The 24,347-nt window shown below is 66.9% G+C and carries 22 protein-coding genes, 2 tRNA genes and 1 pseudogene; 10 read left to right on the forward strand and 15 right to left on the reverse strand.

Annotated features, from left to right (window positions below; translation table 11 throughout):
* Window positions 1-62 precede the first annotated feature (62 nt).
* The 10 genes and pseudogenes from MUG78_RS05935 to rpmH all read right to left on the reverse strand — a co-directional run bounded on the left by MUG78_RS05935 (window position 63) and on the right by rpmH (window position 8,682).
* On the reverse strand, window positions 63-761 hold the full coding sequence (locus MUG78_RS05935) for a hypothetical protein (protein ID WP_246993113.1): 699 nt from the start codon (window positions 759-761) through the stop codon (window positions 63-65).
* 119 nt (window positions 762-880) lie between these two features.
* Window positions 881-1,966: a ParB/RepB/Spo0J family partition protein gene (locus MUG78_RS05940; protein WP_246993115.1), complete on the reverse strand. Its 1,086-nt coding sequence runs from the start codon at window positions 1,964-1,966 to the stop codon at window positions 881-883.
* Entirely contained in the window at window positions 1,963-2,865 is a 903-nt protein-coding gene (locus MUG78_RS05945) for a ParA family protein (RefSeq protein WP_246993118.1), read from the reverse strand. Before MUG78_RS05945 ends, MUG78_RS05940 begins: the two co-directional genes overlap by 4 nt.
* 114 nt (window positions 2,866-2,979) lie before the next feature.
* A complete protein-coding gene (gene rsmG / locus MUG78_RS05950; protein WP_246993121.1) occupies window positions 2,980-3,687 on the reverse strand; it encodes a 16S rRNA (guanine(527)-N(7))-methyltransferase RsmG in 708 nt (235 codons plus the stop codon).
* A 224-nt stretch (window positions 3,688-3,911) separates the two neighbouring features.
* Window positions 3,912-4,055: a hypothetical protein gene (locus tag MUG78_RS05955; RefSeq protein ID WP_246993125.1), complete on the reverse strand. Its 144-nt coding sequence runs from the start codon at window positions 4,053-4,055 to the stop codon at window positions 3,912-3,914.
* Window positions 4,056-5,136: 1,081 nt separating this feature from the next.
* Window positions 5,137-5,739: a Jag family protein gene (locus MUG78_RS05960; protein WP_246993127.1), complete on the reverse strand. Its 603-nt coding sequence runs from the start codon at window positions 5,737-5,739 to the stop codon at window positions 5,137-5,139.
* 1,100 nt (window positions 5,740-6,839) lie between these two features.
* Window positions 6,840-7,754, reverse strand: a pseudogene (yidC, locus tag MUG78_RS05965) (membrane protein insertase YidC); the annotation flags it as partial.
* Between the two features lie 3 nt (window positions 7,755-7,757).
* The gene (gene yidD / locus MUG78_RS05970; protein WP_246993129.1) at window positions 7,758-8,096 is read right to left on the reverse strand and encodes a membrane protein insertion efficiency factor YidD; all 339 of its coding nucleotides are present in this window, start codon (window positions 8,094-8,096) and stop codon (window positions 7,758-7,760) included.
* The gene (rnpA, locus tag MUG78_RS05975; RefSeq protein WP_246993132.1) at window positions 8,096-8,509 is read right to left on the reverse strand and encodes a ribonuclease P protein component; all 414 of its coding nucleotides are present in this window, start codon (window positions 8,507-8,509) and stop codon (window positions 8,096-8,098) included. Before rnpA ends, yidD begins: the two co-directional genes overlap by 1 nt.
* A gap of 29 nt (window positions 8,510-8,538) precedes the next feature.
* Window positions 8,539-8,682 carry a 50S ribosomal protein L34 gene (gene rpmH, locus MUG78_RS05980; protein ID WP_246993135.1) on the reverse strand — a complete coding sequence of 48 codons (144 nt, stop codon included), beginning with the start codon at window positions 8,680-8,682 and terminating at the stop codon, window positions 8,539-8,541.
* A 389-nt stretch (window positions 8,683-9,071) separates the two neighbouring features.
* On the opposite strand from rpmH, the gene dnaA reads away from it, so the two are divergent.
* The 6 genes from dnaA (at window position 9,072) to gyrA (ending at window position 18,897) form a co-directional block, all read left to right on the forward strand.
* The gene (dnaA, locus tag MUG78_RS05985; RefSeq protein ID WP_246993137.1) at window positions 9,072-10,577 is read left to right on the forward strand and encodes a chromosomal replication initiator protein DnaA; all 1,506 of its coding nucleotides are present in this window, start codon (window positions 9,072-9,074) and stop codon (window positions 10,575-10,577) included.
* A gap of 513 nt (window positions 10,578-11,090) precedes the next feature.
* On the forward strand, window positions 11,091-12,293 hold the full coding sequence (gene dnaN / locus MUG78_RS05990; RefSeq protein WP_246993141.1) for a DNA polymerase III subunit beta: 1,203 nt from the start codon (window positions 11,091-11,093) through the stop codon (window positions 12,291-12,293).
* A gap of 7 nt (window positions 12,294-12,300) precedes the next feature.
* Complete coding sequence (gene recF / locus MUG78_RS05995; RefSeq protein ID WP_246993143.1) at window positions 12,301-13,497, forward strand: DNA replication/repair protein RecF; 1,197 nt, start codon at window positions 12,301-12,303, stop codon at window positions 13,495-13,497.
* On the forward strand, window positions 13,494-14,036 hold the full coding sequence (locus MUG78_RS06000; protein WP_246993146.1) for a DUF721 family protein: 543 nt from the start codon (window positions 13,494-13,496) through the stop codon (window positions 14,034-14,036). The genes recF and MUG78_RS06000 overlap by 4 nt, the downstream gene beginning before the upstream one ends.
* A gap of 198 nt (window positions 14,037-14,234) precedes the next feature.
* A complete protein-coding gene (gene gyrB / locus MUG78_RS06005; protein ID WP_308221336.1) occupies window positions 14,235-16,271 on the forward strand; it encodes a DNA topoisomerase (ATP-hydrolyzing) subunit B in 2,037 nt (678 codons plus the stop codon).
* A gap of 118 nt (window positions 16,272-16,389) precedes the next feature.
* Window positions 16,390-18,897, forward strand: coding sequence for a DNA gyrase subunit A (gene gyrA, locus MUG78_RS06010; protein WP_246993149.1), 2,508 nt, complete (start codon window positions 16,390-16,392; stop codon window positions 18,895-18,897).
* Between the two features lie 65 nt (window positions 18,898-18,962).
* On the opposite strand, the gene MUG78_RS06015 is transcribed toward gyrA, so the two are convergent.
* Window positions 18,963-19,154 (reverse strand): hypothetical protein, encoded by a 192-nt coding sequence (locus MUG78_RS06015; RefSeq protein ID WP_246993152.1) that lies wholly within the window; start codon window positions 19,152-19,154, stop codon window positions 18,963-18,965.
* 216 nt (window positions 19,155-19,370) lie between these two features.
* On the opposite strand from MUG78_RS06015, the gene MUG78_RS06020 reads away from it, so the two are divergent.
* From MUG78_RS06020 to MUG78_RS06030, 3 genes are all read left to right on the forward strand, one after another.
* Window positions 19,371-19,886 (forward strand): DUF3566 domain-containing protein, encoded by a 516-nt coding sequence (locus MUG78_RS06020; RefSeq protein ID WP_246993155.1) that lies wholly within the window; start codon window positions 19,371-19,373, stop codon window positions 19,884-19,886.
* An 83-nt stretch (window positions 19,887-19,969) separates the two neighbouring features.
* Window positions 19,970-20,046: transfer RNA gene (locus tag MUG78_RS06025), tRNA-Ile, on the forward strand.
* 27 nt (window positions 20,047-20,073) lie between these two features.
* Window positions 20,074-20,146: transfer RNA gene (locus MUG78_RS06030), tRNA-Ala, on the forward strand.
* Between the two features lie 201 nt (window positions 20,147-20,347).
* Here the strand turns inward: MUG78_RS06030 and MUG78_RS06035 are convergent.
* The 4 genes from MUG78_RS06035 to MUG78_RS06050 form a co-directional block, all read right to left on the reverse strand.
* The gene (locus tag MUG78_RS06035; protein ID WP_246993158.1) at window positions 20,348-21,583 is read right to left on the reverse strand and encodes an alpha/beta hydrolase; all 1,236 of its coding nucleotides are present in this window, start codon (window positions 21,581-21,583) and stop codon (window positions 20,348-20,350) included.
* Between the two features lie 71 nt (window positions 21,584-21,654).
* Window positions 21,655-22,371: a cutinase family protein gene (locus tag MUG78_RS06040; RefSeq protein ID WP_246993161.1), complete on the reverse strand. Its 717-nt coding sequence runs from the start codon at window positions 22,369-22,371 to the stop codon at window positions 21,655-21,657.
* A gap of 54 nt (window positions 22,372-22,425) precedes the next feature.
* On the reverse strand, window positions 22,426-22,806 hold the full coding sequence (locus MUG78_RS06045; protein WP_246993164.1) for a DUF4190 domain-containing protein: 381 nt from the start codon (window positions 22,804-22,806) through the stop codon (window positions 22,426-22,428).
* Window positions 22,807-23,622: 816 nt separating this feature from the next.
* Window positions 23,623-23,760: a hypothetical protein gene (locus MUG78_RS06050; RefSeq protein ID WP_246993167.1), complete on the reverse strand. Its 138-nt coding sequence runs from the start codon at window positions 23,758-23,760 to the stop codon at window positions 23,623-23,625.
* Between the two features lie 49 nt (window positions 23,761-23,809).
* Here MUG78_RS06050 and MUG78_RS06055 point away from each other — a divergent pair, with 49 nt between their 5' ends.
* The gene (locus MUG78_RS06055) at window positions 23,810-24,340 is read left to right on the forward strand and encodes a peptidylprolyl isomerase (protein ID WP_246993170.1); all 531 of its coding nucleotides are present in this window, start codon (window positions 23,810-23,812) and stop codon (window positions 24,338-24,340) included.
* Window positions 24,341-24,347: the final 7 nt, after the last annotated feature.

Genomic DNA, 24,347 nt, shown 5'->3' on the forward strand with positions numbered 1-24,347 from the left:
GGCCGAGGTTCCACGTGAAACCTCAGCCCTTTCTGTTGACCTCGATGGACGACGACACGCGATCAGTGCACGGCCTGCAGCAAGATCGTCTCCGAGATCACCAGCTTGGACAGGGCTCGTTCCACCTGACTCTTCCAGCCAAGCCCCTCATCTAGATCCAGCCGCAACCGCGGCAGGTACTGATCGTCGGCCACCACCTCGAAGCCGGAGGAGACCAGAAACTCGGTGCCCATCAGGCACTCGTCGCACACGTTTCCCGAGACACCACCGCCGAGCAGGAGTGCGACCAGATCCTTCGCGAGGTCCGCATCCGATGCCGAGTATCCAAAGGCCTCGATCGCCCGCACACCGCGACCGATCGCATCCGCCACCACGGCGTCCAGGAGCAGGGGAGCGACGTCGTCGAAACCGGGTTCGGTGGTGATCTTGGTCAGCAGGACGGCATCGGCACTCACCGGCGCCGTCGGGAACCGCTTGGCCCGCGGAACCCGACCCGGCGGCGCGTAGAACGCGGTGCCGACCACGCGGCCCGTCGTCGACTCGATCGCCGTCTGGCAGCAGGTGCCCCATTCCAGGAGCAGACCCGACACCCACGCCTCTTTGTCGAACTCACTCTCGAAGCCGCCGAGCGAACCGGTTAAGGCATCGTCGAGCGTATCGGCGACCGCTTCCGGGTCCACCTCCCAGAACACGCAACGACGAGTGTGGAGCGGTAGGCACTCGAAGCCGTCCAACTCCAACGGCGCTACGGTAACCCCCATCGCGCCCGCCTCCTCTCGCTGTCAGTTCCCCGTCGGCGATCTCGCCGCCACCGGGATAGTGCTCTAGTGTCACAGTGACGTTATTAGCGGGTGCCTCCGTGTCACTGTCACACGGTCGATCAAGCTTGCTGTTCGGCGATCACACCGACGATGCGTTCCAGATCGTCGACCGACCCGAACTCGATGACCACCTTGCCCTTCCGCTTGGACAGGCTGACGGTGACCTTGGTGTCGAGCCGATCCGCGAGCCGATCGGCCACATCCTTCAGGCCCGGCATCTGCATCGGGGGCCGACGCTTGGTCGGGGTGGGGGAGTCGGGCGCACCGTCGTGGTTGGCGAGCGTGACCGCTTCCTCGGTGGCTCGCACCGAAAGACCCTCGGCGACGATGCGTGCGGCCAACGCCTCCTGCGCCTCGGCGCCGGCGTCCAGTGCGAGAAGGGCCCGCGCATGGCCGGCCGACAATACACCGGCGGCCACCCGACGTTGGACGGGGATGGGCAGCTTCAGCAGACGGATCATGTTGGTGATCACCGGGCGCGAGCGACCCAGCCGGTTGGCCAGCTCCTCGTGCGTCACCTCGAACTCGTCGAGCAGCTGCTGATAGGCCGCCGCCTCTTCCAACGGATTCAGCTGTGCGCGGTGGATGTTCTCCAGCAGTGCATCGCGCAGCAGATCACTGTCGCTGGTCTCGCGGACGATCGCCGGAATCCGCTCGATGCCGACGCTGGTGCTCGCGCGCCAGCGGCGCTCGCCCATGATCAACTGATAGCGAACGCCGTCGGCCTTCGGCTCGGCGAGCTCCCGCACGACGATCGGCTGCATCAGCCCGAACTCGCGGATGGAGTGCTCCAACTCGGCGAGGGCTTCCTCATCGAACACGGTGCGCGGCTGTTCCGGATTGGGCTCGATCTCCGCCGGCGGGATCTCACGGTAGACGGCACCGACCTCGTCGACCGTCGGTTCCGGATCGGGGCGGACGGCGCCGCCGAGAAGAACATCCGCCGCGGCGCTGCCCATCCGGGTGGTGTTGATGCCCTGTCGCTTGGTCTTCGTCGCCGTGGTTCCGGTCGCCGTCGTCGACGCCGCTGCCGAACCCGCACCCGCGGCGTCCGCGGGCTGCTCGGTCTCCACCGGGCCGGTCGGGATCAGGGCCGCCAGACCGCGTCCCAGTCCACCGCGCTTGGGAGTGTCCCGCTGGGTCACTTCGCATTCTCCTTCAGTACCTGCATGGCCAGTTCCCGCGAGGCGTCCAGGTAGCTCATGGCGCCACGTGAACCCGGGTCGTAGTCGATGATCGTCATCCCGTAGCCCGGTGCCTCGGACACCTTCACACTGCGCGGAATGATCGTCTGCAACACCTTGCTACCGAAGTGCGACCGCACCTCCTCGGCCACCTGATCGGCAAGCTTGGTCCGGCCGTCGTACATCGTGAGCAGGATCGTGGACACGTGCAGCTCCCGATTCAAGTGCGCCTGAATCAGTTCGATGTTGCGCAGCAACTGACCCACGCCCTCGAGGGCGTAGTACTCGCACTGGATGGGGATGAGCACCTCGCGCGCGGCCACCATCGCGTTGACCGTCAGCAGACCGAGCGACGGCGGGCAGTCGATGAGGACGTAGTCGACACCGAGCTCGTCGAGCACCTCGTCGTCCAGCGCGTTGCGCAGACGGCTCTCGCGGGCCACCACCGACACCAGCTCGATCTCCGCACCGGCCAGATCGAGGGTCGACGGTACGCAGTACAGTCGCTCGTTCGAGGGCGACTGCTGAATCGCTTCGCGCAACGGTACGTCGTCGAGGAGCATCTCATAGACCGAGGCGATGCCCGGCCTACGGTGATCGATGCCCAGGGCGGTGCTCGCGTTGCCCTGCGGATCGAGATCGATCACGAGCACACCCAGACCGTGGAGCGCCAGACCCGCGGCCAGGTTCACGGCCGAGGTGGTCTTGCCGACGCCGCCCTTCTGATTGGCGACGGTCATGATCCGGCGGGTGGCCGGGCGGGGGAGGGTACCGGCTCCACCCGGGGTGAGGATCTGGCTGGCCCGTTCGGCAGCCGCCGCGATCGGTGTGTCCGCCAGTTCCACGGTGCTGTTAGCCACCGGAGTTTCACGTGGAACCGCGCTCTGCGCTTCACTCTTGCTGTGGTTCGCCACCCCGTCACCCCTCTGGTTGTTGTCACTATTCTGCGTCTTACGCCGGAAGGAAACCAACTCTCAGCCCTTCCTCTTCGCCCGGCGCTCCGCACGTCGCTGTGCCTTGCGGTCGCCTGCGGTCTCCACGCGCGAGGCGATCACCACGGTGGTCGGCTCACTGAGTCGAGAGCCGACTTCGCGGGTGGTCAGCTCTTTGAGCCCCACGCGCGCCGCCGCCTCGCGATGCTCGACGATCTCGTCCGCGGCGGTACGTCCCTTGAGAGCCACCAACTGTCCGCCGACCCGAACCAGGGGAGCGGACCACCGCGCCAGCCGATCCAGGGGGGCGACCGCCCGCGACGTCACCACGTCGGCGGACACCACCTGATCGATCACCGCCTGCTCTTCCGCTCGGCCACGCACTACCGTCACGTTGTCGAGGCCGAGCTTCTCGATCACCTCGGCGAGGAAGGTGGTCCGACGCAGCAGGGGATCGATCAGCACGACGTCCAGATCCGGTCGAGCGATGGCGAGCGGGATCCCCGGGAAGCCCGCTCCGCTACCGATGTCGACGACGCGCAGATTCGGTCCGATCGCCTCCGCAACCGCCGCACTGTTCAACACGTGTCGGGTCCACAGCCGCGCCGGCTCACTCGGGCCAATCAATCCGCGGAGCACGCCTTCCTCGCTGAGGATCTCGACGTACTGATCTGCCAGTCCCACACGATCGCCGAAGATCTCCTCGGCGATCTCTGGGCGCGGCTCACAACCATCGGTTGTCTGGTTCACGCCACAACTCCTTTTGTCTGAGTCCACTGTTTCACGTTGAACCGACACCCACCTAGTCGAGCGTCCAGATAGACGGATTTCGACGTTCCGCACACCTCTCCGGGCACGTTCCACGTGAAACGCAGACACCGAACACCGCGGTCGGCTGAATCCATCGAAAGCCCGTCTCGCCGGCCGAGCTTGTCGTAGCCCCTCCGCTACCCAATCCCGTCGAGACCCGATCATCACCGATGCTCCGTGCGCTCCTGTTGGCTGAACCACTCGACGCCCAGCCGAACCTGATGCAGCGTGCCCGTGGACACGCCATCCTCCAGCCCATCGCGGCTAAGACGCATCGGCCCGTTCACGCCCACCCGATCGATGACCATGCCCTCGTGCCTCCGCTCATCGGGACATGGGAACGTCCGCCGATGACTGAGGTTGACGACACCGCAGCCGCTACCGGACGACGCGATTCCGCCGGGGAGGGGAGTCAACATATCTCCCTCCGTTGACAGACATGCTTCACGTGAAACATGATCCGCCACATCCAACCTCTCAGCCGCACTCTTCTCAATCGCGCCGCGGCCCTCCCGGACAGCCCCGGAAGTCCGGCAGCCGCGGAGTGCCCTATCTCGCCCCTCGGTGACACCCCCGAGCGCCCCCGGACTCGACCTGCCGAGGCCAACCCGATAGCAAACACCGCGCACCCTCCGGGCCCACCGCACATCCACCACCCCATGCAAGACCCGATCGATCCACGCCGCCTGGAACTGCCGACGCACACCCACCGCCCCGGCAAGCCGTCCGGCAAGACCTCGAGAAACACCTTCCCATCCTGTTCCACGTGAAACTCAGTAGCTCGTCTACCCATAAGCCGCACCTGACAAGAACTGCCCCGCCTGAAAGCAGCCGCCGTCGTTGACTGATCCCTCGCGACATGGCGGCGCGGCGACCAAGCAAACAGAGGCATCAGCCCCGTTTCACGTGAAACTCGCGAGCACACTCGAGGCGCGACATCGACCGCCACTCGACGGGCGAGGGGAGTGGGTAGCCCGCCATCCGGCCCAGCAACCCCGAGCGCGCAATCAGCTAGAGAGATCGCCCGACGGCAGTTCCTCCATGACTCGCGTTTCGTAGACGGGATGGCGAGGGGCGCGCCGGCGGGCGAGAGCGAGCACCTCGGCGGCGTGCGTCTCATCGGCCGCGCCGCGGAGGCTTCGACAAGCTCACCCCGCGAGTGAAGCTCAGCCTGCGGGGCACGAGTGCTTCACGCGAAACATCGGAATATCAGCGATGTAATTCATCCACACGCGGACACCAGAGTCAGAACGTCACGTGACGCGTTGATACGCAACGCACCAACACCACCCCTGAAACGACAAAATCGCCGCAACCCTCGTCGAGGGAATTGCGGCGATCCTGTGAGTCGCTCTCGGGCCGAGCCCGGGGAAACTGGAACGCGTGCGGTCAGCCCTTCAGGACCACGACGCGACGCTTGGGCTCGGCGCCCTCGCTCTCGCTGTAGACGCCGTCGACGGCGGCGACCGCGTCGTGCACGATCTTCCGCTCGAACGGAGTCATCGGATCCAGCGACTCGCGCTCGCCGGAATCCCGGACGCGTTCGGCGACTTCGGTGCCGAGTGCGGCCAGACGCTCACGACGGGTGGCTCGCCACCGGGCGATGTCGAGCATCAGTCGGCTGCGGTCGCCGGTAGCCTGCTGGACGGCGAGACGCGTGAGTTCCTGGAGCGCATCCAGGATCTCACCCTTGCGCCCCACCAACTGATCGAGATCTTCGCCGCCGTCGATGCTGACGATCGCACGGTCGCCATCGACGTCGAGGTCGATGTCACCGTCGAAGTCCAGCACATCGAGGAGCTGCTCGAGGTAATCGCCGGCGATCTCGCCTTCCTCGACCAACCGGTCCTCATCATCGTCATCGTCAGAATCCACCGCGTCGTTCTGGGCGGGGGAGTCCACCGCGGCATCGTCCACGGCGGGGGACTCCACCACAGCGTCGTCGACGATGGTCTCGTCGTCGACCTGTGCCGGTGTTGCTTGCTCAGTCATTTCAGTACCTCACTTGATTCACGAGAAGTTCAATGGCGGGCGGGCTAGCGACCGCCGCGGCGGTTCTTCTTGCCCTTGTTGCCCTTGCGCTGGCCCGGCTTGTGTCCCGGGGCACCCTGCTGCTTCGGCTTCGCCGGTGCCGTGTTCTCCCGCACCACTGCGGTTTCGGGCACTCGACGTTCGGCCTCGGTCCGCGACTGCGGCCCGGCCTCGCCGGGCTTCAGCACCGAGTCGCTCAGCGCCGACGCAGTGTCCGAAATCGCGCCCGAACCGCCGACCTTCTTGCCGTGCGCGGCGACGGCTGCCTCGTGCCAGGCCTGCGCGGCCGCCACGTGCTCGGGGTCGACCCCGGCCGACTCACCCAGCAGCGAGACGCCTTCGCGGCCTTCCAGTTCCCGGGTGTTCTTCTCCGCGGCGGGCACCGAGGCCTGCTTCCACGTGCCATCCGACGGGGCGGCGGCGATCAGCTTCACCTGCGCCAGTTCCCGCTTGTAGCCGGCCACATCCACCTGCGCCTCGGGGCCGGCCGCTTCGGCCTGCTCGATGATCCGGTCGTAGATCGCCGCGGCCTGGCGGGCGTAGATGCGAGCGTCGTCGTACTTGCCCGCGCGGAACATCGCGATCGACACCATGCGCGCCCAGTCGGCCTTCCGGTCCCGACTCAGCTCGGGCACCGGTGCGTTCTCGTTCGCCTTCTCCCACGACTCTTCGTACGCGGTCAGAATGCCGTTGTCCTCCCGCATCACGGTGTTCAGACGGGCATCGTGTCCGTCGTTCAGCCAAGCGAGAAGCTGCTGGCGACGCAGGGTCAGGTAGGCATCGAGAGCGCCCATCTCGGCGTCCTCAGCGGTGGCTTCCTTACGAGCGGCGTCGGTCCACTGGAAGGCCAGGGACGCACGAAGCTCCGCGTCGTCGGACAGGCGCACCAGTTCGTCGGCGGCCTGCACCAGACCGTTGCGGCCCTTGTAGGCCCATTCGGTGTTGCGCTGGCCGTAGCGGGTCACCTTGCGGAACTCGCCGATGGCGTCGCCGACGCGGCCTTCCGCGAGGGCCAGGTAGCCGCGATCCATGGCCTTGCCCGGGGCGAAGTTGCCCGGCAGGGGACGCTCGCCCGGTCGGGGAGCGGAGGCGCGACGCTTCTCCTCGCGGATCGCCTTCGCGTGGTCTTCTTCCTTCGCGATGCGTCCGAACACGATGTGCTGCTGCACGTAGGTCCACCCATTGTTCGCCACCCAGTAGAGCAGGATGGCGACGGGGAAGAACGGACCGGTGACGAGAATGCCGAGCGGGAAGATCCACAGCGACAGCCGGTTCATGATGCGGGTCTGCGGGTTCTCCAGGGCTTCCGGAGTCTGGCGGGCGACCGAAGCGCGTGAGTTCATGTGCGTGGCGAACGAGGCGACGATCATCAGCGGCACCACCACCGCGGCGATCTGCCAGCGGGTGAAGTCCAGGGGTGCACCGGGCTGCAGGAACGCGGCGAACTCAGTGGTGGGCTGGGTGATGAACGACGACAGCGGCACGCCGAACAGCCGCGAGTCGAGGAAGTTCTCCACCTGCTCCGGGCTGAAGGCGTAGTTGCCCAGCGAGCGGGTGGCCTCCGCGCTCAGGCCTTCCTGGCCCATGCCGGTGCCCATCCGGTTGAACGAGCGCAGCACGTGGAACAGACCGATGAACACCGGGATCTGCAGGAGCATCGGCAGGCAGCCGAGGAGCGGGTTGAAGCCGTGCTCCTTCTGGAGCTTCTGCATCTCCTCGGTCATCTTCACGCGATCGTTTTTGTACTTCTTGCGGATCGCCTGCATCTGAGGATTGATTTCCTGCATCTTCTTCGTCGTGCGAATCTGCTTGACGAAGGGCTTGTACAGGATGGCGCGCAGGGTGAAGACCAGGAAGACCACCGAGAGCGCCCACGCGAGGCCCGACCACCCGGGGCTGTCTGGGGTGAGCTTGTCGAACACCCAGTGCCAGACCCACATGATCCAGGACACCGGGTAGTAGATGAAGTTGAGCACGGCTCACTGACCCCTATCTGACATAGCTTGCCCACCGTCTGAGGTGGAGCCATTGGTATGGGAAGTCTGGGCATCCCGGTCACGACGGCGTGGGCGTCGTTCGGGTACCGGGTCGTAACCGGGCTTGTGCCACGGTCCACATTTGAGAAGTCGCCAGATCGACAGCAGCGAGCCGTACACGAAACCGCGCTTCTGCAGGGCTTCAACGGCGTAGGTGCTGCAGGTCGGCTCGAATCGGCAGGTCGGCATCCGCATCGGGGAGACCCACGTGCGGTACAGCTCGATGACGAAGATGAGCGCTTGTCGCGGAAAGGCGTAGAGCTTCGCGCCGAAGGACGTCATCAGTGCACCGATTCGGCCGCCGCGACCGCGGTCGCCACCTTGCGATGCTCGAAACCGCGCCGGAGCTGGCGTTCGAAGTCTGTCGAGGAGCACGCTGCTGCGCTCGGGCGCGCGCGAACCACCACGTAGGCCTCGGAGGAGCCCAGTGCGCTCCGCGACTGCGCGAACGCGTGCCGGAGGCGTCGAGCCACCGCATGCCGCGTCACCGCGTTGCCGACCTTCTTGGAGACGATGAGCCCGAGCCGCGGTCCGCCGAAGACGGCCACGTCGCTGCGAGCATCGGTGGAGTCGGGCCAGCGGGCCGGCAGCGGGAGTACGTTGATCGTCAGATCACGCGCCGAAACCCGCACGCCCTTATCGAGTGTGCGGGTGAAATCGGAACTGCGCTGCAGTCGCGTTGAGTCAGCAGACACCGGAGGGGTCGACCCGACTCTCGACCAGCTCAGGCGGTGAGCTTGGCGCGGCCCTTGCGACGACGGCCGGTGACGATGGCGCGGCCGGCGCGCGTCCGCATACGCAGACGGAAGCCGTGCACACGGGCACGACGACGGTTGTTGGGCTGGAAAGTGCGCTTCCCCTTAGCCATGGGAACTCCTCGGTCTCGTTACAACTGTGGTCTACGGCCCGCATGGTTCCAGCGGCGCAGACCGCGCCGAACCCGGCCCGGCCAGGTTCGATTCAGCCCATGCTCGGGCGACCAGTCGAGACTACTCAGGGTGCGTGTCCAAATCAAACGAGCACCGTCGCGTCGGCTATTCTGCTCGCTTCACCCGGCAGACGACACAATCGCTCCCGTCGCCTGTGGAAATCGTGTCACCCGAGTTCCACACTTGTGGATAACATTGTGGACAGTTCGTCGGCAGGTGCAGGTTTCGGACCCAGCGGTTGTCGACGCCCTGTGGAAGTGCGTTGTGGATGTCCCTCTCGATCGAGGCGACGATCCACGTCGAAGCTCAAACATCTAGGAGGACATCGGTGGCCGACGAACATGGCTCGTTCAGCGCGATCTGGAGTCGCGTGGTCGACGAACTGCACAACGACCTCGCACCGGACACCCAGCCGCTGAGCCGCATGCAGAAAGCGTGGCTCTCGAACGTCCGACCGTTGACCTTCACCTCCGGATTCGCACTGCTCACCGCACCGAATGCACTGATCCAGGAACAGATCGAGCGAAACCTGCGCGACACCATCAGCGATTCGCTGAGCCGTCACCTCGGGCAGCCGGTGGAAGTGGCGGTCCGCATCGCCGAACACCAGGACGAGCCGCCCGCCGCCCCCCTGGTCGTCGAGCCCGCCGTCGATACCGGTGCCGCGACCGCCCGACCTGCAGCGCCGGCGGCTCCCGAGCCGGAGGCCCCCGTGCGCGCCGTGCCGACGCAGGATTCCGGCGGCACCCGCGACTGGGCCGCCTACTTCGAGGATCGCGACACCACCGCGCCCTCCGACAGCACGGTCACGCTGCACCCGAAGTACACCTTCGACACGTTCGTCATCGGCGCGTCGAACCGGTTCGCCCACGCTTCGGCCGTCGCCGTGGCCGAAGCCCCTGCTCGCGCCTACAACCCGCTGTTCATCTGGGGCGAGTCGGGACTGGGGAAGACCCACCTGCTGCACGCCGCGGGCCACTACGCGCAACGACTGTTCCCGGGCATGCGCGTCAAGTACGTCTCCACCGAGGAGTTCACCAACGACTTCATCAACTCGCTGCGTGACGACCGTCAGCAGGCGTTCAAGACGCGCTACCGCGAAGTGGACATGCTGCTGGTCGACGACATCCAGTTCCTCGAGGGCAAGGAAGGTATCCAGGAGGAGTTCTTCCATACCTTCAACACGCTGCACAATTCGAACAAGCAGATCGTCATCTCCTCGGACCGTCCGCCGAGCAAGCTCGCAACGCTGGAGGATCGGCTGCGGACCCGCTTCGAGTGGGGCCTGATCACCGATGTCCAGCCGCCCGACCTGGAGACCCGCATCGCGATCCTGCGGAAGAAGGCGCTCAGCGACCAGCTCGACGTGCCGGATGAGGTGCTCGAGCTCATCGCTTCCCGCGTGGAACGGAACATCCGCGAGCTCGAAGGCGCCCTGATCCGCGTCACCGCGTTCTCCTCGCTGCAGAACACCGCCCTGGATCTGTCGCTGGCCGAGATGGTGCTCAAGCAGTTCATCCCGGAGTCGGGCGTGACCGACATCAGTGCGGCCGGAATCATCGCGATCGCGGCGGACTACTACGGCATCAGCGTCGACGATCTGATCGGCACCAGTAAGAGTCGGCCGCTCGTGGGCTACCGGCACATCTCCATGTACCTGTGCCGCGAACTCACCGACCTCTCCCTGCCGCAGATCGGTGAGGCGTTCAACCGCGATCACTCGACCGTGATCCACGCCGATCGGAAGATCCGCAACACGATCGGCTCCGACCAGGACGTTTACAACGACGTTCAGCAGCTCACTGCTCGTATCAAGCAGAAGACTCGCAGCTGAGTCTCAAGTACTCCTGCAGGGTTGTGATTCGTCGTGACTGCGGCCGCCGCGCCCATCGGCGCGTGCGGCCGCAGTCGGCGAAATCCCAGGTCGCAGTTCTCCCACGGCCTGTGGAAAGCCTGCGGACAACTGCCCCCGAACCTGTGGACCGCATCTGGACGGCTGGGGATACACAGGGTCTTCCACAGGCATCGGGAGTTGTCCACCGCCGTCGTCCACTGACGGTCCACATCAGAAAATGTGTGTTCACCTGCATCGACAGCTGATTTCCACAGGTTCCACAGGACTTATTACTACAAGTATTTTGTCTCTAAAGATCTTCTTTTTAAAACAAGCTTGGGGATACACACCCACAACGCCACTCGGCTCGCGACACGCCAGGGTCGGCCAAGTCGCTTCCCGATCTGAGTCACAAGATCCGTCCGCCGGGCTCTACAGTGGGATTCGGCGACCACCCGTCGCCTGACCCGAGTTCGCTCGCGGTCGGTTCGTCGAGAAGGGCAATCAGAGCAGATGAAGTTCCGTGTCGTGCGCGACGAGTTCGCCGATGCCGTCACCTGGGTTGCCCGCAGCCTGCCGTCCCGTCCCCCGGTCCCGGTGCTCGGCTGCGTGGTCCTGACCGCCGGCGAGGACGGTCTGCGCGTCTCCGGATTCGACTACGAGGTCTCCGCCTCCGAGGTGATCTCCGCGGAGGTCGCCGAGATCGGTACCGCGCTGGTCTCCGGTCGCCTGCTCGCCGAGATCACCAAGGCACTGCCGAACAAGCCGGTCGACGTGACGATCGACGGCGCCCGCGTCGCGATCGCCTGCGGCAGCTCCAAGTTCTCGCTGCCGACCATGCCGGTCGAGGACTACCCCGAACTTCCCGACGTGCCCGAAGAGACCGGCACCGTGTCCGGTGATCTCTTCGCCGAGGCCGTCTCGCAGGTGGCCGTCGCGGCCGGCCGGGACGACACCCTGCCGATGCTGACCGGCGTCCGCATGGAGATCGACGGCGACCGCGTGGTGCTGGCCGCCACCGACCGTTTCCGTCTCGCGGTCCGCGAGCTCGAATGGCACCCGCGGGACGCCGGCGCCACCGGCGCCGCCCTGGTCCCGGCCAAGACGCTCTCCGACGCGGCCAAGTCCGCCGGCGCGGACCACGCCGGCTCGGTGGCCCTCGCCTTCGGGTCGAGCACCGCGATCGGCGCCGAGGGCATCCTCGGCATCACGAGCAACGCGAAGAAGACCACCACCCGGCTGCTCGACGCCGAGTTCCCCAAGTTCCGCCAGCTCTTCCCGGCCAGCCACACCTCGGTGGCCTCGATCGAGAGCGCGGCGCTGATCGAAGCGATCAAGCGCGTCTCGCTGGTCGCCGAGCGCGGCGCCCAGATCCGCATGGACTTCTCCAACGACTCGGTGCTGCTGACCGCCGGCGGCGACGAGGCCGGCAAGGCCGAGGAGTCGGTCGACGTGCAGTTCTACGGTGATCCCATCCTGATCGCCTTCAACCCGACCTACCTGCTCGACGGCCTGGCCGCGATCGGTGCCAAGACGGTGCAGTTCGGCTTCACCAACCCCGAGCCCGACGGCTCCGGTGAGCGTCGTGCGGCGATCCGTCCGGCGGTGCTGCGCCCGGGTTCGGAGGACGAGCCGGTGGCCGACGAGAGCGGCGCCTACCTGGCACCGGCGAGCGACTTCAGCTACCTGCTGATGCCGGTGCGCCTGCCGGGCTGATCTCCTCTTGTTCGTCCGCGATCTCGCGCTGACCGACTACCGGTCGTGGGACACGGTGCATCTCGAGCTGCGTCCAGAACCCACGATCCTGGTGGGGCGCAACGGTTTCGGCAAGACCAACTTGCTCGAATCGCTCTTCTACGTCGCGACGCTCCGCTCGCACCGGGTGTCCTCGGATGCTCCGCTGGTGCGGACCGGGGCGGCGGCGGCGCGCATTCGGACCACCGTCGAGAACGACGGCCGGGAGCTCACCGTCGAACTGACGATCCGGGAGAAGGGCGCCAACAAGGCCACCCTGAACACCGCACCGGTGCGTCGCACGCGTGATGTCCTCGGTGTCTTGCGCACGGTGCTGTTCGCGCCGGAAGACTTGGCTCTGGTGCGCGGCGAGCCGGGGGAGCGACGACGTTTCGTCGACGAGATCACCGTGCAGCTGCGACCCATCGCGGCCGCGGCGCGCACCGATTACGAACGGGTGCTGCGGCAACGCTCGGCGCTGCTCAAGACCGCGGGCTCGGCGATGCGTCGGTCCTCGGCCGAGGCGGATTCGGTGATGAGCACGCTCGACGTGTGGGACGAGCAGTTGGCGCAGTTCGGTGCGGAGGTCACCGCCGATCGGTTGGCGGTGGTGCGCGCACTGAATCCGCTGGTGGAGCAGGCGTACGCGTCGATCGCACCGCATTCGCGTCGGGCCGGCATCGCGTACCGCTCGGCGGCCGGTCCGGACTTGGACGAGATCGCGGGCGGGGCGGAGACGGTGGCCGACATCCGGGAGATCCTCGGCGATCGACTCCGCGAGGTGCGTAGCCGAGAGATCGATCGGGGCGTCTGCCTGATCGGTCCGCACCGCGACGACCTCTACCTGCACCTGGGCGAGGAGCCGGCCAAGGGGTTCGCCAGCCACGGGGAGTCGTGGTCCATGGCGCTCGCACTGCGCTTGGCGTGCGTCGAAATTCTGCGGGCCGACGGAGTGGAGCCGGTGATCATGCTCGACGACGTCTTCGCCGAACTCGACGTCGCCCGACGGGAGAAGCTGGCCGAGTTCACCGCCGACGCGGAGCAGCTGCTGATCACCGCCGCGGTCGGCGCCGACATCCCGCAGGTGCTGTCCGGACGTCGCATCTCTGTCGGTGTCGTGGAGGACGATGCAGGGCGTCGCTCGGCGATCATCGGCGACGAGCGGGCAAGCGAGGAGGCGGGATGAACGACGATCAGGCCGAACGCTCATCGGGCTACGAGGTGGCGCGGCGCGCGCTGGAGCAGGCGCGTGCGGAGGCGCAGGCCGCGGGCAAACAGGTGGGCCGCGGACGCAGCGGGCCGATTCGCTCCGGTAGCACCGGTGGGCGGGATCGTAAGCGTCGTCGCTGGTCGGGCGCAGGTCCGGACAGTCGTGATCCGCAGACGCTGGGCAGTCTGACCGGCGCGGTGGCGCAAGCGCGGGGCTGGTCGTCGAAGATCAACGAGGGCACGGTCTTCGGTTCCTGGGCCGCGGTGGTCGGCGCGGACATCGCCGCGCACGCCGAACCCACCTCGCTCACCGACGGCGTGCTGCACGTGCGCGCCGAGTCGACCGCATGGGCCACCCAGCTCCGCTACATGCAGTCGCAGATCCTGGCCAGCATCGCCGCGGCCGTCGGCCACGGTGTGGTCAAGAGCCTGCGGATCACCGGACCCGCGGCGCCGTCGTGGCGCAAGGGACCGCTGCATGTGTCCGGTCGAGGACCCCGCGACACCTACGGGTAACCCGCTGGTCGCGGGAAATCCGTTTCGCGTCGCTGCGCGCGTCGAGACGCGATAGAACTCGGCTGAACACAATCGGACCCATGTTGACCGAGATTCGCCGATCTACGGCGACGTGAGGACGTGGCGAAGCAACGTTCTGCACGCCTACGAAGTACACTGGCTCCAAGTGTTCTCAACGAGAAGGAGCGGACGCGTCCCGTGGCCGACACCAGCAAATCCGAGTCGAAGAAGACTGGCAAGAGCAACCCCGGCGATTACGGCGCCGACTCCATCAGCATCCTGGAGGGCCTCGAAGCCGTCCGCAAACGACCCGGTATGTACATCGGTTCCACCGGTGAGCGGGGTCTGCACCACCTGATCTGGGAAGTCGTCGACAACTCGGTGGACGAGGCGATGGCAGGTCACGCGACGCGCGTGGACGTGACGCTCACCGCCGACGGTGGTGTCGAGGTGGTCGACGACGGTCGAGGCATGCCCGTCGGCATGCACGCGACCGGCGTGCCGGCAGTGGAGGTCATCATGACCCAGCTGCACGCGGGCGGAAAGTTCGACTCCGACTCCTACGCGGTGTCCGGCGGCCTGCACGGCGTCGGTATCTCGGTGGTCAACGCCCTCTCGACCAAGGTGGAGCTGGAGATCGCGCGCAACGGCGGCCTCTGGCAGCAGACCTACGACTACGCCAAGCCGGGACCCCTCACCGAGGTCGGTGCCAGCACCAAGACCGGCACCACCGTGCGGTTCTGGCCGGACCCGGAGATCTTCGAGACCACCGACTTCCACGCCGAGACGGTCGCCCGTCGTCTGCAGGAGATGGCCTTCCTCAACAAGGGCCTGACGATGACCCTCACCGATGAGCGGGTCACCGACAACGACGCCGAGGCCGAAGAGGACGACGCCAGCATCAAGTCGTCGGAGGAGAAGGCCTCGGCCATCGCCAAGGTGAAGTCCCGGACCTACCACTACCCGGACGGCCTGGTCGACTACATCCGCCACCTCAACCGCACCAAGACCGCCATCCACAGCACCATCGTGGGCTTCGGCGCCAAGGGTGAAGGCCACGAGGTGGAGATCGCCATGCAGTGGAATGCCGGCTACTCCGAGTCGGTGCACACCTTTGCCAACACGATCAACACGATCGAGGGCGGTACCCACGAAGAAGGCTTCCGCGCCGCGCTGACCAGCACGGTCAACAAGTATGCGCTGGACAAGAAGCTGATCAAGGAGAAGGACGGCAAGCTCACCGGTGACGACATCCGCGAGGGTCTCGCCGCGGTGATCTCGGTGAAGGTCGGCGATCCCCAGTTCGAGGGTCAGACCAAGACCAAGCTCGGCAACACCGAGGTCAAGGGCTTCGTCCAGAAGGCCTGCAATGAGCATCTCGGCCACTGGTTCGAGGCCAACCCGGCCGAAGCCAAGATCATCATCCGCAAGGCCGCCGACTCGGCGCAGGCCCGGATGGCGGCCCGTCGTGCCCGCGAACTGGTCCGCCGCAAGACCGCCACCGACATCGGCGGTCTGCCCGGCAAGCTCGCCGACTGCCGCAGCAACGACCCCACCAAGTGCGAGGTCTACATCGTGGAGGGCGACTCGGCAGGCGGCAGCGCCAAGTCCGGCCGAGACTCCATGTACCAGGCGATCCTCCCGCTGCGCGGCAAGATCATCAACGTCGAGAAGGCTCGCATCGACCGCGTGCTGAAGAACGCCGAAGTGCAGTCGATCATCACCGCCTTCGGTACCGGCATCCACGACGAGTTCGACATCGCCAAGCTGCGGTACCACAAGATCGTGCTGATGGCCGACGCCGACGTCGACGGCCAGCACATCGCGACGCTGCTGCTCACCCTGCTGTTCCGCTTCATGCGGCCGCTCATCGAACACGGTCACGTCTTCCTGGCGCAGCCGCCGCTGTACAAGCTGAAGTGGCAGAAGGGTGCCGCCCCGGACTTCGCCTACAGCGACCGCGAGCGGGACGCCCTGCTCGAGGCCGGCAAGGCTGCAGGCAAGAAGATCAACATGGACGACGGCATCCAGCGCTACAAGGGTCTGGGCGAGATGAACGCCAGCGAGCTGTGGGAGACCACCATGGATCCCGAGGTCCGCGTGCTCAAGCAGGTCACCCTCGACGACGCGGCCGCCGCCGACGAACTGTTCTCCATCCTGATGGGCGAGGACGTCGCCGCACGTCGCGGCTTCATCGCTCGCAACGCCAAGGACGTCCGTTTCCTGGACGTCTGAGACACCTCGCGACTCCCTCACCATCCTCGCGCCGGTCGAACCCGTCGGAACCTGAGTTGCAGGTCGAGCACCGCCTCGCCTCCGCCGGTTCGGCCCGCCGAAACCAGAAAGTGAACCCATGAGCGACGACACCAACGTCCCGGACGACGCAGCGGCGGTCACCCACGACCGCATCGAGCCCGTCGATCTCGGGCAGGAGATGCAGAGCAGCTACATCGACTACGCGATGAGCGTGATCGTGGGCCGTGCGCTGCCCGAGGTGCGCGACGGCCTCAAGCCCGTGCATCGTCGTCTCCTGTACGCGTCCTTCGACGCCGGTTTCCGCCCCGATCGCGGTTACGTGAAGTCGGCCCGCCCGGTCTCGGAGACCATGGGCAACTACCACCCGCACGGCGACAGCTCGATCTACGACGCCCTGGTGCGTCTGGCTCAGCCCTGGTCGCTGCGCTATCCGCTGATCGACGGGCAGGGCAACTTCGGCTCGCGCGGCAACGACGGCGCCGCCGCCATGCGCTACACCGAGGCTCGGCTGACGCCGCTGGCCATGGAGATGCTGCGCGACATCACCGAGGAGACCGTCGACTTCACGCCCAACTACGACGGCAAGACCGAGGAGCCGACGGTGCTGCCGTCGCGCATCCCCAACCTGCTGATCAACGGTTCCGGCGGTATCGCCGTCGGTATGGCCACCAACATTCCGCCGCACAACCTCAACGAGGTGGCCGACGCGGTGTTCTGGGCGTTGGAGAATCCGGATGCGGATGAGGAAACCACCCTCGAGGCCTGCATGGCCGCGGTCAAGGGGCCGGACTTCCCGACCGCGGGTTTGATCGTCGGCGGTCAGGGCATCAAGGACGCCTACACCACCGGTCGCGGCAGCATCCGCATGCGCAGCGTCGTCGACATCGAAGAGACCAAGACCGGTGGCACGCAGCTGATCGTCACCGAGCTGCCGTATCAGGTGAACATCGACAACCTGATCCACAACATCGGCGAGCAGATCAACGACGGCCGCCTCAAGGGCATCAGCAAGATCGACGACCTGTCGTCCGATCGCGCCGGCCTGAAGATCGCGATCACCCTGCGCCGCGACGCCGTCGCTCGCGTGGTGCTCAACAACCTCTACAAGCACACCCAGCTGCAGACGAACTTCGGCGCCAACATGCTGTCGATCGTCGACGGCGTGCCGCGCACGCTGCGCCTGGATCAGATGATCCGCTTCTACGTCGCCCACCAGATCGACGTCATCGTGCGTCGCACCCGATACCGGCTGCGCAAGGCGGAGGAGCGCGCGCACATCCTGCGCGGTCTGGTGAAGGCGTTGGACGCCCTCGACGAGGTCATCGCGCTGATCCGTGCGTCGGCCAACACCGACGCCGCGCGCTCGGGCCTGATGGACCTGCTCGACATCGACGAGATCCAGGCTGACGCGATCCTCGCGATGCAGCTGCGTCGCCTGTCGGCCCTGGAACGCCAGAAGATCATCGACGAGCTCGCCGAGATCGAGCGCGAGATCGCCGACCTGAAGGACATCCTGGCGAGCCCGGAGCGTCAGCGTTCCATCGTGCGCGATGAGCTCAAGGAAGTGGTCGACAAGTACGGCGATGAGCGCCGCACCAAGATCATCGCCGCCGAAGGCGACGTTGCCGACGAGGATCTGATCGCGCGCGAGGACGTCGTCGTCACGATCACCGAGACCGGCTACGCCAAGCGCACCAAGACCGACCTGTACCGCAGCCAGAAGCGCGGCGGCAAGGGTGTGCAGGGCGCGGGTCTGAAGCAGGACGACATCGTCGCCCACTTCTTCGTCACCAGCACCCACGACTGGCTGCTGTTCTTCACCACCAAGGGTCGCGTCTACCGGGCCAAGGCGTACGAGCTGCCCGAGGCCAACCGCACCGCCCGCGGTCAGCACGTGGCGAACCTGCTGGCCTTCCAGCCGGAGGAGCGCATCGCGCAGGTGATCCGCATCAGCGGCTACACCGATGCCCCGTACCTGGTGCTGGCCACCCGCAACGGTCTGGTCAAGAAGTCGGCGCTGGAGGCCTTCGACTCCAACCGTGCCGGCGGCATCGCGGCGATCAACCTCCGCGGCGACGACGAACTGGTCGGCGCGCAGCTGTGCGCGGCCGACGACGATCTGCTGCTGGTCTCCAAGAAGGGCCAGTCGATCCGGTTCCACGCCGACGACGAGACGCTGCGTCCGATGGGTCGTCAGACCTCCGGCGTGCAGGGCATGCGGTTCAACGACGACGACGAACTGCTGTCGCTGAACGTGGTGCAGGACGACACGTTCCTGCTGGTCGCCACCTCCGGCGGCTACGCGAAGCGCACCGAGATCGCCGAGTACACGGCGCAGGGTCGCGGCGGCAAGGGCGTGCTGACCATTCAGTACGACCCGAAGCGCGGCGAACTGGTCGGCGCCATCATCGTCGACCTCGACAGCGAGGTGTATGCGATCACCTCCGGTGGCGGCGTGATCCGCACGATGGCCAAGCAGGTGCGCAAGGCCGGACGTCAGACCAAGGGCGTGCGCCTGATGAATCTGGGCGACGGCGACAGTCTGCTGGCGATCGCGCGCAATGCCGACGAGCCGGACGACGAGCCCGCGGCGGAACCGCAGTAATCGCTCGATGAGTCGTAGGGTTGTCACCAACCCAGCAGTGAGGACAGGTTTGTGACCAAAGGCAATCAGCCCGAGGACTCCGCTTCCGAGCGCGGTGCCGTGCCGCCGCCGTGGAAGCGCGGGGAGACGACCGCCGCGACCGGTTTGACGGCCGGCGACGTCGCCAAGGCCGCAGCAGCGGGACCCGGACAGTCGTCGGCACCGCTCGGCCCGCCGCCGCGCACCAACGCTCCCGGCGAGGGTTCGCCGTCGAGCACGCCGACGCGCGCCGTGCCCGCGCAGCAGCCGGAGGAGGCCCCGGAGCCCCGACGACGGCTGTTCCGGCCGCCGCCCGCAGCCGCCCGCCGGCGGGGCCGTCGCGGCCCCAGCCGGAGCCTCCGAGGCCGCCGCAGGGCGGTCCGCAAGGTCCGAAGCCACCGGGCCCGAAGACACCGACGGCGACGGGTGCCACCGGTCCGGCAGCGGCCGCTCCGGTGCCGCCCGCGGCAGGTCCGAAGAAGTCGGCCCCCGCGGGTCCGGCGGTCAACGAGCCTGCACGACGCGAACCGGCCGGCGAGGCGGGCAAGAGCGACGCCGTCGACCGCGCCTCGGTGCGCCGGATCTCGGCCGCTGCCACCATCGGCACCCCGATGCGCGCGGCGGTGCAGGTGCGGCGCGTGGATCCGTGGTCGATCTTCAAGGTGACCGGCGTGCTCGCCGTGGCCGGCTTCCTGATCTGGATGATCGCGATCGCCGTGCTCTACGGCGTGCTGTCGGGCATGGGGATCTGGGATCAGATCAACAGCTCGTTCGGCACCCTGGTGAGCGCTGACGGCACCAGCGACAGCGCCAACCTGATCTCCTCCGGGCAGGTCTTCGGCTTCTCGGCGCTGTTCGGTGTGTTCGCCGCGATCGTGATGACCGCGCTGGCGACCATCCTGGCCTACGTCTACAACGTCTGCGCCGACGTCGTCGGTGGATTCGAGATCACTTTGGCTGATTTGGACTGACCCCGGTAGCACGCGGATTTACGTCGCTGACCAGCCGTTTTGGTTGATCAAGATCCGTCGGGTAATGTTCCATTTCGGTTCAAGGGCCTATAGCTCAGGCGGTTAGAGCGCTTCGCTGATAACGAAGAGGTCGGAGGTTCAAGTCCTCCTAGGCCCACCACCTTGACCCACCGGCCCCGGCCGGTACGGGGCCTTAGCTCAGTTGGTAGAGCGCTGCCTTTGCAAGGCAGATGTCAGGAGTTCGAATCTCCTAGGCTCCACAAAGAGAGATTCCCGTCAGACCCGGTAAGCGCCCGTTCGCTTGCCGGGTTTTTCCTCTGCCGCAGACACCCAGAGGATCGCGATTCTCGACGGTTGGTAAAACAACGGCGTCCTGACGCCCACCGATGGCATATACGCATTGGTGGACGCCAGGACGCCGTTGTTCTACCGACGGCCGGGTCGAGCCGGGCCGGAGGGAGTCAGGACAGGCCGACGAGGCCGGGCTGATCGCTCTCCGGCTCATCCGTAGCAGAAGCGACGGAGGCCACGGAGGCAACCGGGGCGACGGGTGGAGGAGTGGAGTCGGTTGGTCCGTTGAAGTCCTGGAGCCCGTCCGGGGTGTTCGCGTAGTTGTGGGTCACGCCTTCCGATTCGGCGAGCTCGGCGATGGCGCGGAACACGTCCTTCGAGGCCTCCGCCCACGGCATCAGGATCGGGAAGACGTGGAACATGCCCGGCTGCTCCATCGCTCGCAGGCGGACGCCGCCGTCGCGAAGTTTGTCGCAGAACTCGCGGATCCCGTCGCGGAACATCTCCTTGTCGCCCCACGCGACGAAGGTGGGCGGGAACCACTCGGGTTTCGGCTGGGTGTACACCACCGAGACACGGCCGTCGTTCGGCTGGATGCCGCGCAGGTAGGCGGTCACCGGGATGTTCCACGGGAGCACGTCCGATTGCGAGTTCTCTATCACCGATTCCTGGTTGAGGTCCAGGTCCACCTCGGGGGAGAAGAGTGCGAGACCGGCGGGCTTCTGGAGGCCCTGCTCCTGCAGGTACACGATTAGTGACGTCGACAGTCCGCCGCCGCCCGAGTCACCGGCCACGATGATGTCGTCGGCACCGATGCCCATCTCGAGGAGGCCGCGGTAGGCGTCGGCGGCGTCGTGCAGGGCCGCCGGGAACGGGAACTCCGGCGACATCCGGTAGTCGGGGATGAAGATCTGGCAGCCGGACAGTCGAACGAGGGCGGCAGCGAACGCCGTGTACATCGACGGCGTGGTACCGAAGTAGCCACCGCCGTGCAGGTACAGGATGGTCTTGTCGTGCGCCTTGGGCGGGTCCTCGTGCGCGGCGACGGCCGGCTTCTCCCGGCACCAGAAGCCTTCCTGGCCGCCGACGACGCCGGCCTCGATCTCGACGCCACCGGCCGCGCCGACGATCGGGGGAAGGATCGTCTTGCAGATGTTGTCGAGGATCTTCTCCATCGACCGGAACTCCTCGATCGGCAGACTCACCGAGTAGCCGAGGAACGATCGGATGGTCTGGCGGGTCACCGCCTGACCGATGTTGTCGAGAACGCCGCCCGGGCCGCTCAGCGGCTTCTGGAACGGCACGCGCGCCAGCCCGTTGAGCATGGTGTCGGCCATGCCGATCACCGTCAGTGCCGCAATCGGCTTCGACGCGGTCTTCACACCTTCACGATCAGCCATAACCATGTGGTCGACCTTATGCGACAAACAGCCCGGGCGGCGAGGTCACGCGGCAGGAGATGGCGAGTACCGCCGGGTCAGTGGACGCGGCGGGCCACAAAGTCGGCGGCTCGAATGGTGTCGCCGTTCACCGAGTACAGGACGTGCTGCGCGGTCGGTCCGCCGACGGGGCTGCCGTCGCAGACGTTGTCGCCGGCGACGCAATACCGCACGGTCTTGCCGCGATAGGCCGCGCCGACCTTCATACCGGGTGCGCCGACCTGGCGGATCCAATGGGACGACGGCGTACCGAACAGCACCACCGCGGAGATGTGCTTGGAGTACTCGGCGCCGAGCGGCTCGGGTGCGTAGGAGCGGTAACGGAAGTACTTGGCGGGGATATTGATGCGGTCGGCCACGGCGTAGGTGGCGACCACCGCACCCTGCGAATATCCGCCGAGCACGATGTCGGTGTTCGGGCAGCGGCGAGCGATCGACTTGATCTGGCGCTGCGCATCCTTGATGCCGTCGACGACGTTGTGGGCGAACCCCAACCGGTCGGAGAAGTTACTGCTCGCGGGATAGTTCACCGCCGAGGTGCGAACGGACTTCCCGTGCACTCTGTCGTCGAGTGCCTGGTTGAACGACAGCCCGGTGATGCCGATCGGCGGTGCCATCTCGGCGGTTCCGCGTGCGAAGACCACCTGAACACCGGCGCATCCGGGCGCCGCGGTCGCGGGAGCCCCGCTTCCGACGATCACCGCGGTCATGGTCGCGAGAGCAGTAACGGCGATCACCAGTGCGCGTCTGAGCATGTGATCGATCGTACGGGACTTTAGTCCCGGTTCGCGGACAGGTTCACGCTGACGTCAGAGCAGAATCCACAGGTACGACAGCAAGGCCAGCAACCAGAACGCCACCCACAGCCAGCCCAGGACGATCGCCCATCGGGCGAACGGTCCGCCCTCGAGACGGTCGTCCGCGGTCTCCGAACGGCCGCGGTAGCCCAGCCAGATACCGAACGGCACGGTGATCAAGAAAAAGCCCAGGCCGGAAAGCACGAAGCCGACGATCGCCGACACGCTCAGCTTCCCGCTGCTGCCGGTGGCAGCCGTCGCCGAGGAGGTGGAGGCCGGGGGCGTCACGGGCGCCTTCCCTTCTGCAGCATCGGGGGATTTGCTCGCGGGCTCGGTGGTGCGGTCGGCCGAGTAGCTCGTGGTCTTCTCGGCGGGTGCGGCCGGATTCAGCACCGAGGTGCTCTGCGGTCCGGGTGCGCCCTGCGGTGGCAGTGCCGAGTATGCGCGCGGGGGTGCGGATTCGGGTGTGGGCGGTGTGCTCGGTCGGGGCTCCGGCGTGACCGGACCGCTCTGCACCGGATAACGGGGGGACTGACCCGGCTGCGGGCCGCCGTCCTGGGCGGGTCCGGCCGGGTTCGACGGCCGACCGGCACCCGGAGGCGTCTGACCACCCGGCGCCTGAGCGATGGCTGCCTGACCAGCGGGAGAATGGGCACCTGCGGCCGGGCCGCGCTGGGCCGACGGCGGGGAACCGGGTGCTTGAGGTCCCGGCGCCCGCGGTCCCGGCGCTGGGGTGTTAGGCGCTGGGGTGTTCGGCATGGGGGCGCTCGATGACGGTCCCGACGGCCGCGGTGCCGGGGCCTGCGGCGCAGCAGACTGCTGCGACGGCGCCTGTGCTGCCGGGGACGGGCCTGCGGGCTGCGGCGTACCGGGGATGCGGTGCCGAGGGCCGTGACCGGATGCGGCGGGATCCGGGGGGGGCAGCTGCAGCTTGCGATGCGGGTTCGGCGGTCGCGGCGCGCTCGAGGAACTCTGCGCAGGTGATGCGGGAGGGGTCGGACTCGACGTGGTCGGTCCGCCGGCGGCCGGGGAACCGGCAGGGGCTGGAGGACGCGGTGGTGTCTGTCCGGGAGAACCGGGAGGAGGCGTAAAGCCGGCGGGACCGGCCGCACTCGGCGTCGGACCTGCCGCGGAATCGCGAGACTCTTCGGGTGCCACGAAACTAAACTACCCGCTCGGCGCCGTCGGCCCCACTTTCTCCCGCGATACTCAGCGCACGTCCTCGATCCGCGGCGGCGCAGCGGCCACCGGCGGATGCACGGTGCGCGCCCGGCGCGCGGCCAGCACGATCACGGTCAGGACGGCGGCAACGGCGGACGCGGCAATGCCTGCGGCTTTGATCGACATGCTTCCAGCGTGCCAGGTCACCGGGCCCGGAGCCACTTGACGTGGTTGGATGGAAAGGGTGAGCGAAGAGAAGAAGACCGCGACCCTGCACACCAATCGCGGCGACATCATCATTGAACTGTTCCCGAACCATGCGCCCAAGACGGTCGCCAACTTCGTCGGCCTGGCCGACGGCTCGCGCGACTACTCCACGGCCAACGCCAAGGGCGGTGACAGCGGCCCGTTCTACGACGGCAGCATCTTCCACCGCGTGATCGACGGCTTCATGCTGCAGGGCGGCGACCCGACCGGCACCGGTCGCGGCGGCCCCGGCTACAAGTTCGACGACGAGTTCCACCCCGACCTGCAGTTCGATCGTCCCTACCTGCTGGCGATGGCCAATGCCGGACCGGGCACCAACGGCTCGCAGTTCTTCATCACCGTGGCCCCGACGCCGCACCTGAACCGTCGCCACAGCATCTTCGGTGAGGTCACCGACGCCGCGTCGCGTGCCGTCGTCGATGCCATCGGAGCCACCGCTACCGATCGCGCCGATCGTCCCGTGGACGACGTGGTCATCGAGAGCATCGAACTCAGCTGAGAAGTGC

It is taken from the genome of Gordonia alkaliphila (assembly GCF_023017165.1).
Lineage (GTDB): Bacteria > Actinomycetota > Actinomycetes > Mycobacteriales > Mycobacteriaceae > Gordonia > Gordonia alkaliphila.

Excerpts from the sequence above, each read along its gene's own strand:
- MUG78_RS06050 (WP_246993167.1), bottom strand. The coding sequence starts at position 23,760 with ATGTCGATCAAAGCCGCAGGCATTGCCGCGTCCGCCGTTGCCGCCGTC.
- MUG78_RS06035 (WP_246993158.1), bottom strand. The coding sequence starts at position 21,583 with ATGGTTATGGCTGATCGTGAAGGTGTGAAGACCGCGTCGAAGCCGATT.
- dnaN (WP_246993141.1), top strand. The coding sequence starts at position 11,091 with ATGAAGTTCCGTGTCGTGCGCGACGAGTTCGCCGATGCCGTCACCTGG.
- MUG78_RS05935 (WP_246993113.1), bottom strand. The coding sequence starts at position 761 with ATGGGGGTTACCGTAGCGCCGTTGGAGTTGGACGGCTTCGAGTGCCTA.
- MUG78_RS05955 (WP_246993125.1), bottom strand. The coding sequence starts at position 4,055 with ATGGTCATCGATCGGGTGGGCGTGAACGGGCCGATGCGTCTTAGCCGC.
- rpmH (WP_246993135.1), bottom strand. The coding sequence starts at position 8,682 with ATGGCTAAGGGGAAGCGCACTTTCCAGCCCAACAACCGTCGTCGTGCC.
- MUG78_RS06040 (WP_246993161.1), bottom strand. The coding sequence starts at position 22,371 with ATGCTCAGACGCGCACTGGTGATCGCCGTTACTGCTCTCGCGACCATG.
- gyrA (WP_246993149.1), top strand. The coding sequence starts at position 16,390 with ATGAGCGACGACACCAACGTCCCGGACGACGCAGCGGCGGTCACCCAC.
- MUG78_RS06000 (WP_246993146.1), top strand. The coding sequence starts at position 13,494 with ATGAACGACGATCAGGCCGAACGCTCATCGGGCTACGAGGTGGCGCGG.
- MUG78_RS05960 (WP_246993127.1), bottom strand. The coding sequence starts at position 5,739 with ATGACTGAGCAAGCAACACCGGCACAGGTCGACGACGAGACCATCGTC.
- yidD (WP_246993129.1), bottom strand. The coding sequence starts at position 8,096 with ATGACGTCCTTCGGCGCGAAGCTCTACGCCTTTCCGCGACAAGCGCTC.
- MUG78_RS06055 (WP_246993170.1), top strand. The coding sequence starts at position 23,810 with ATGGAAAGGGTGAGCGAAGAGAAGAAGACCGCGACCCTGCACACCAAT.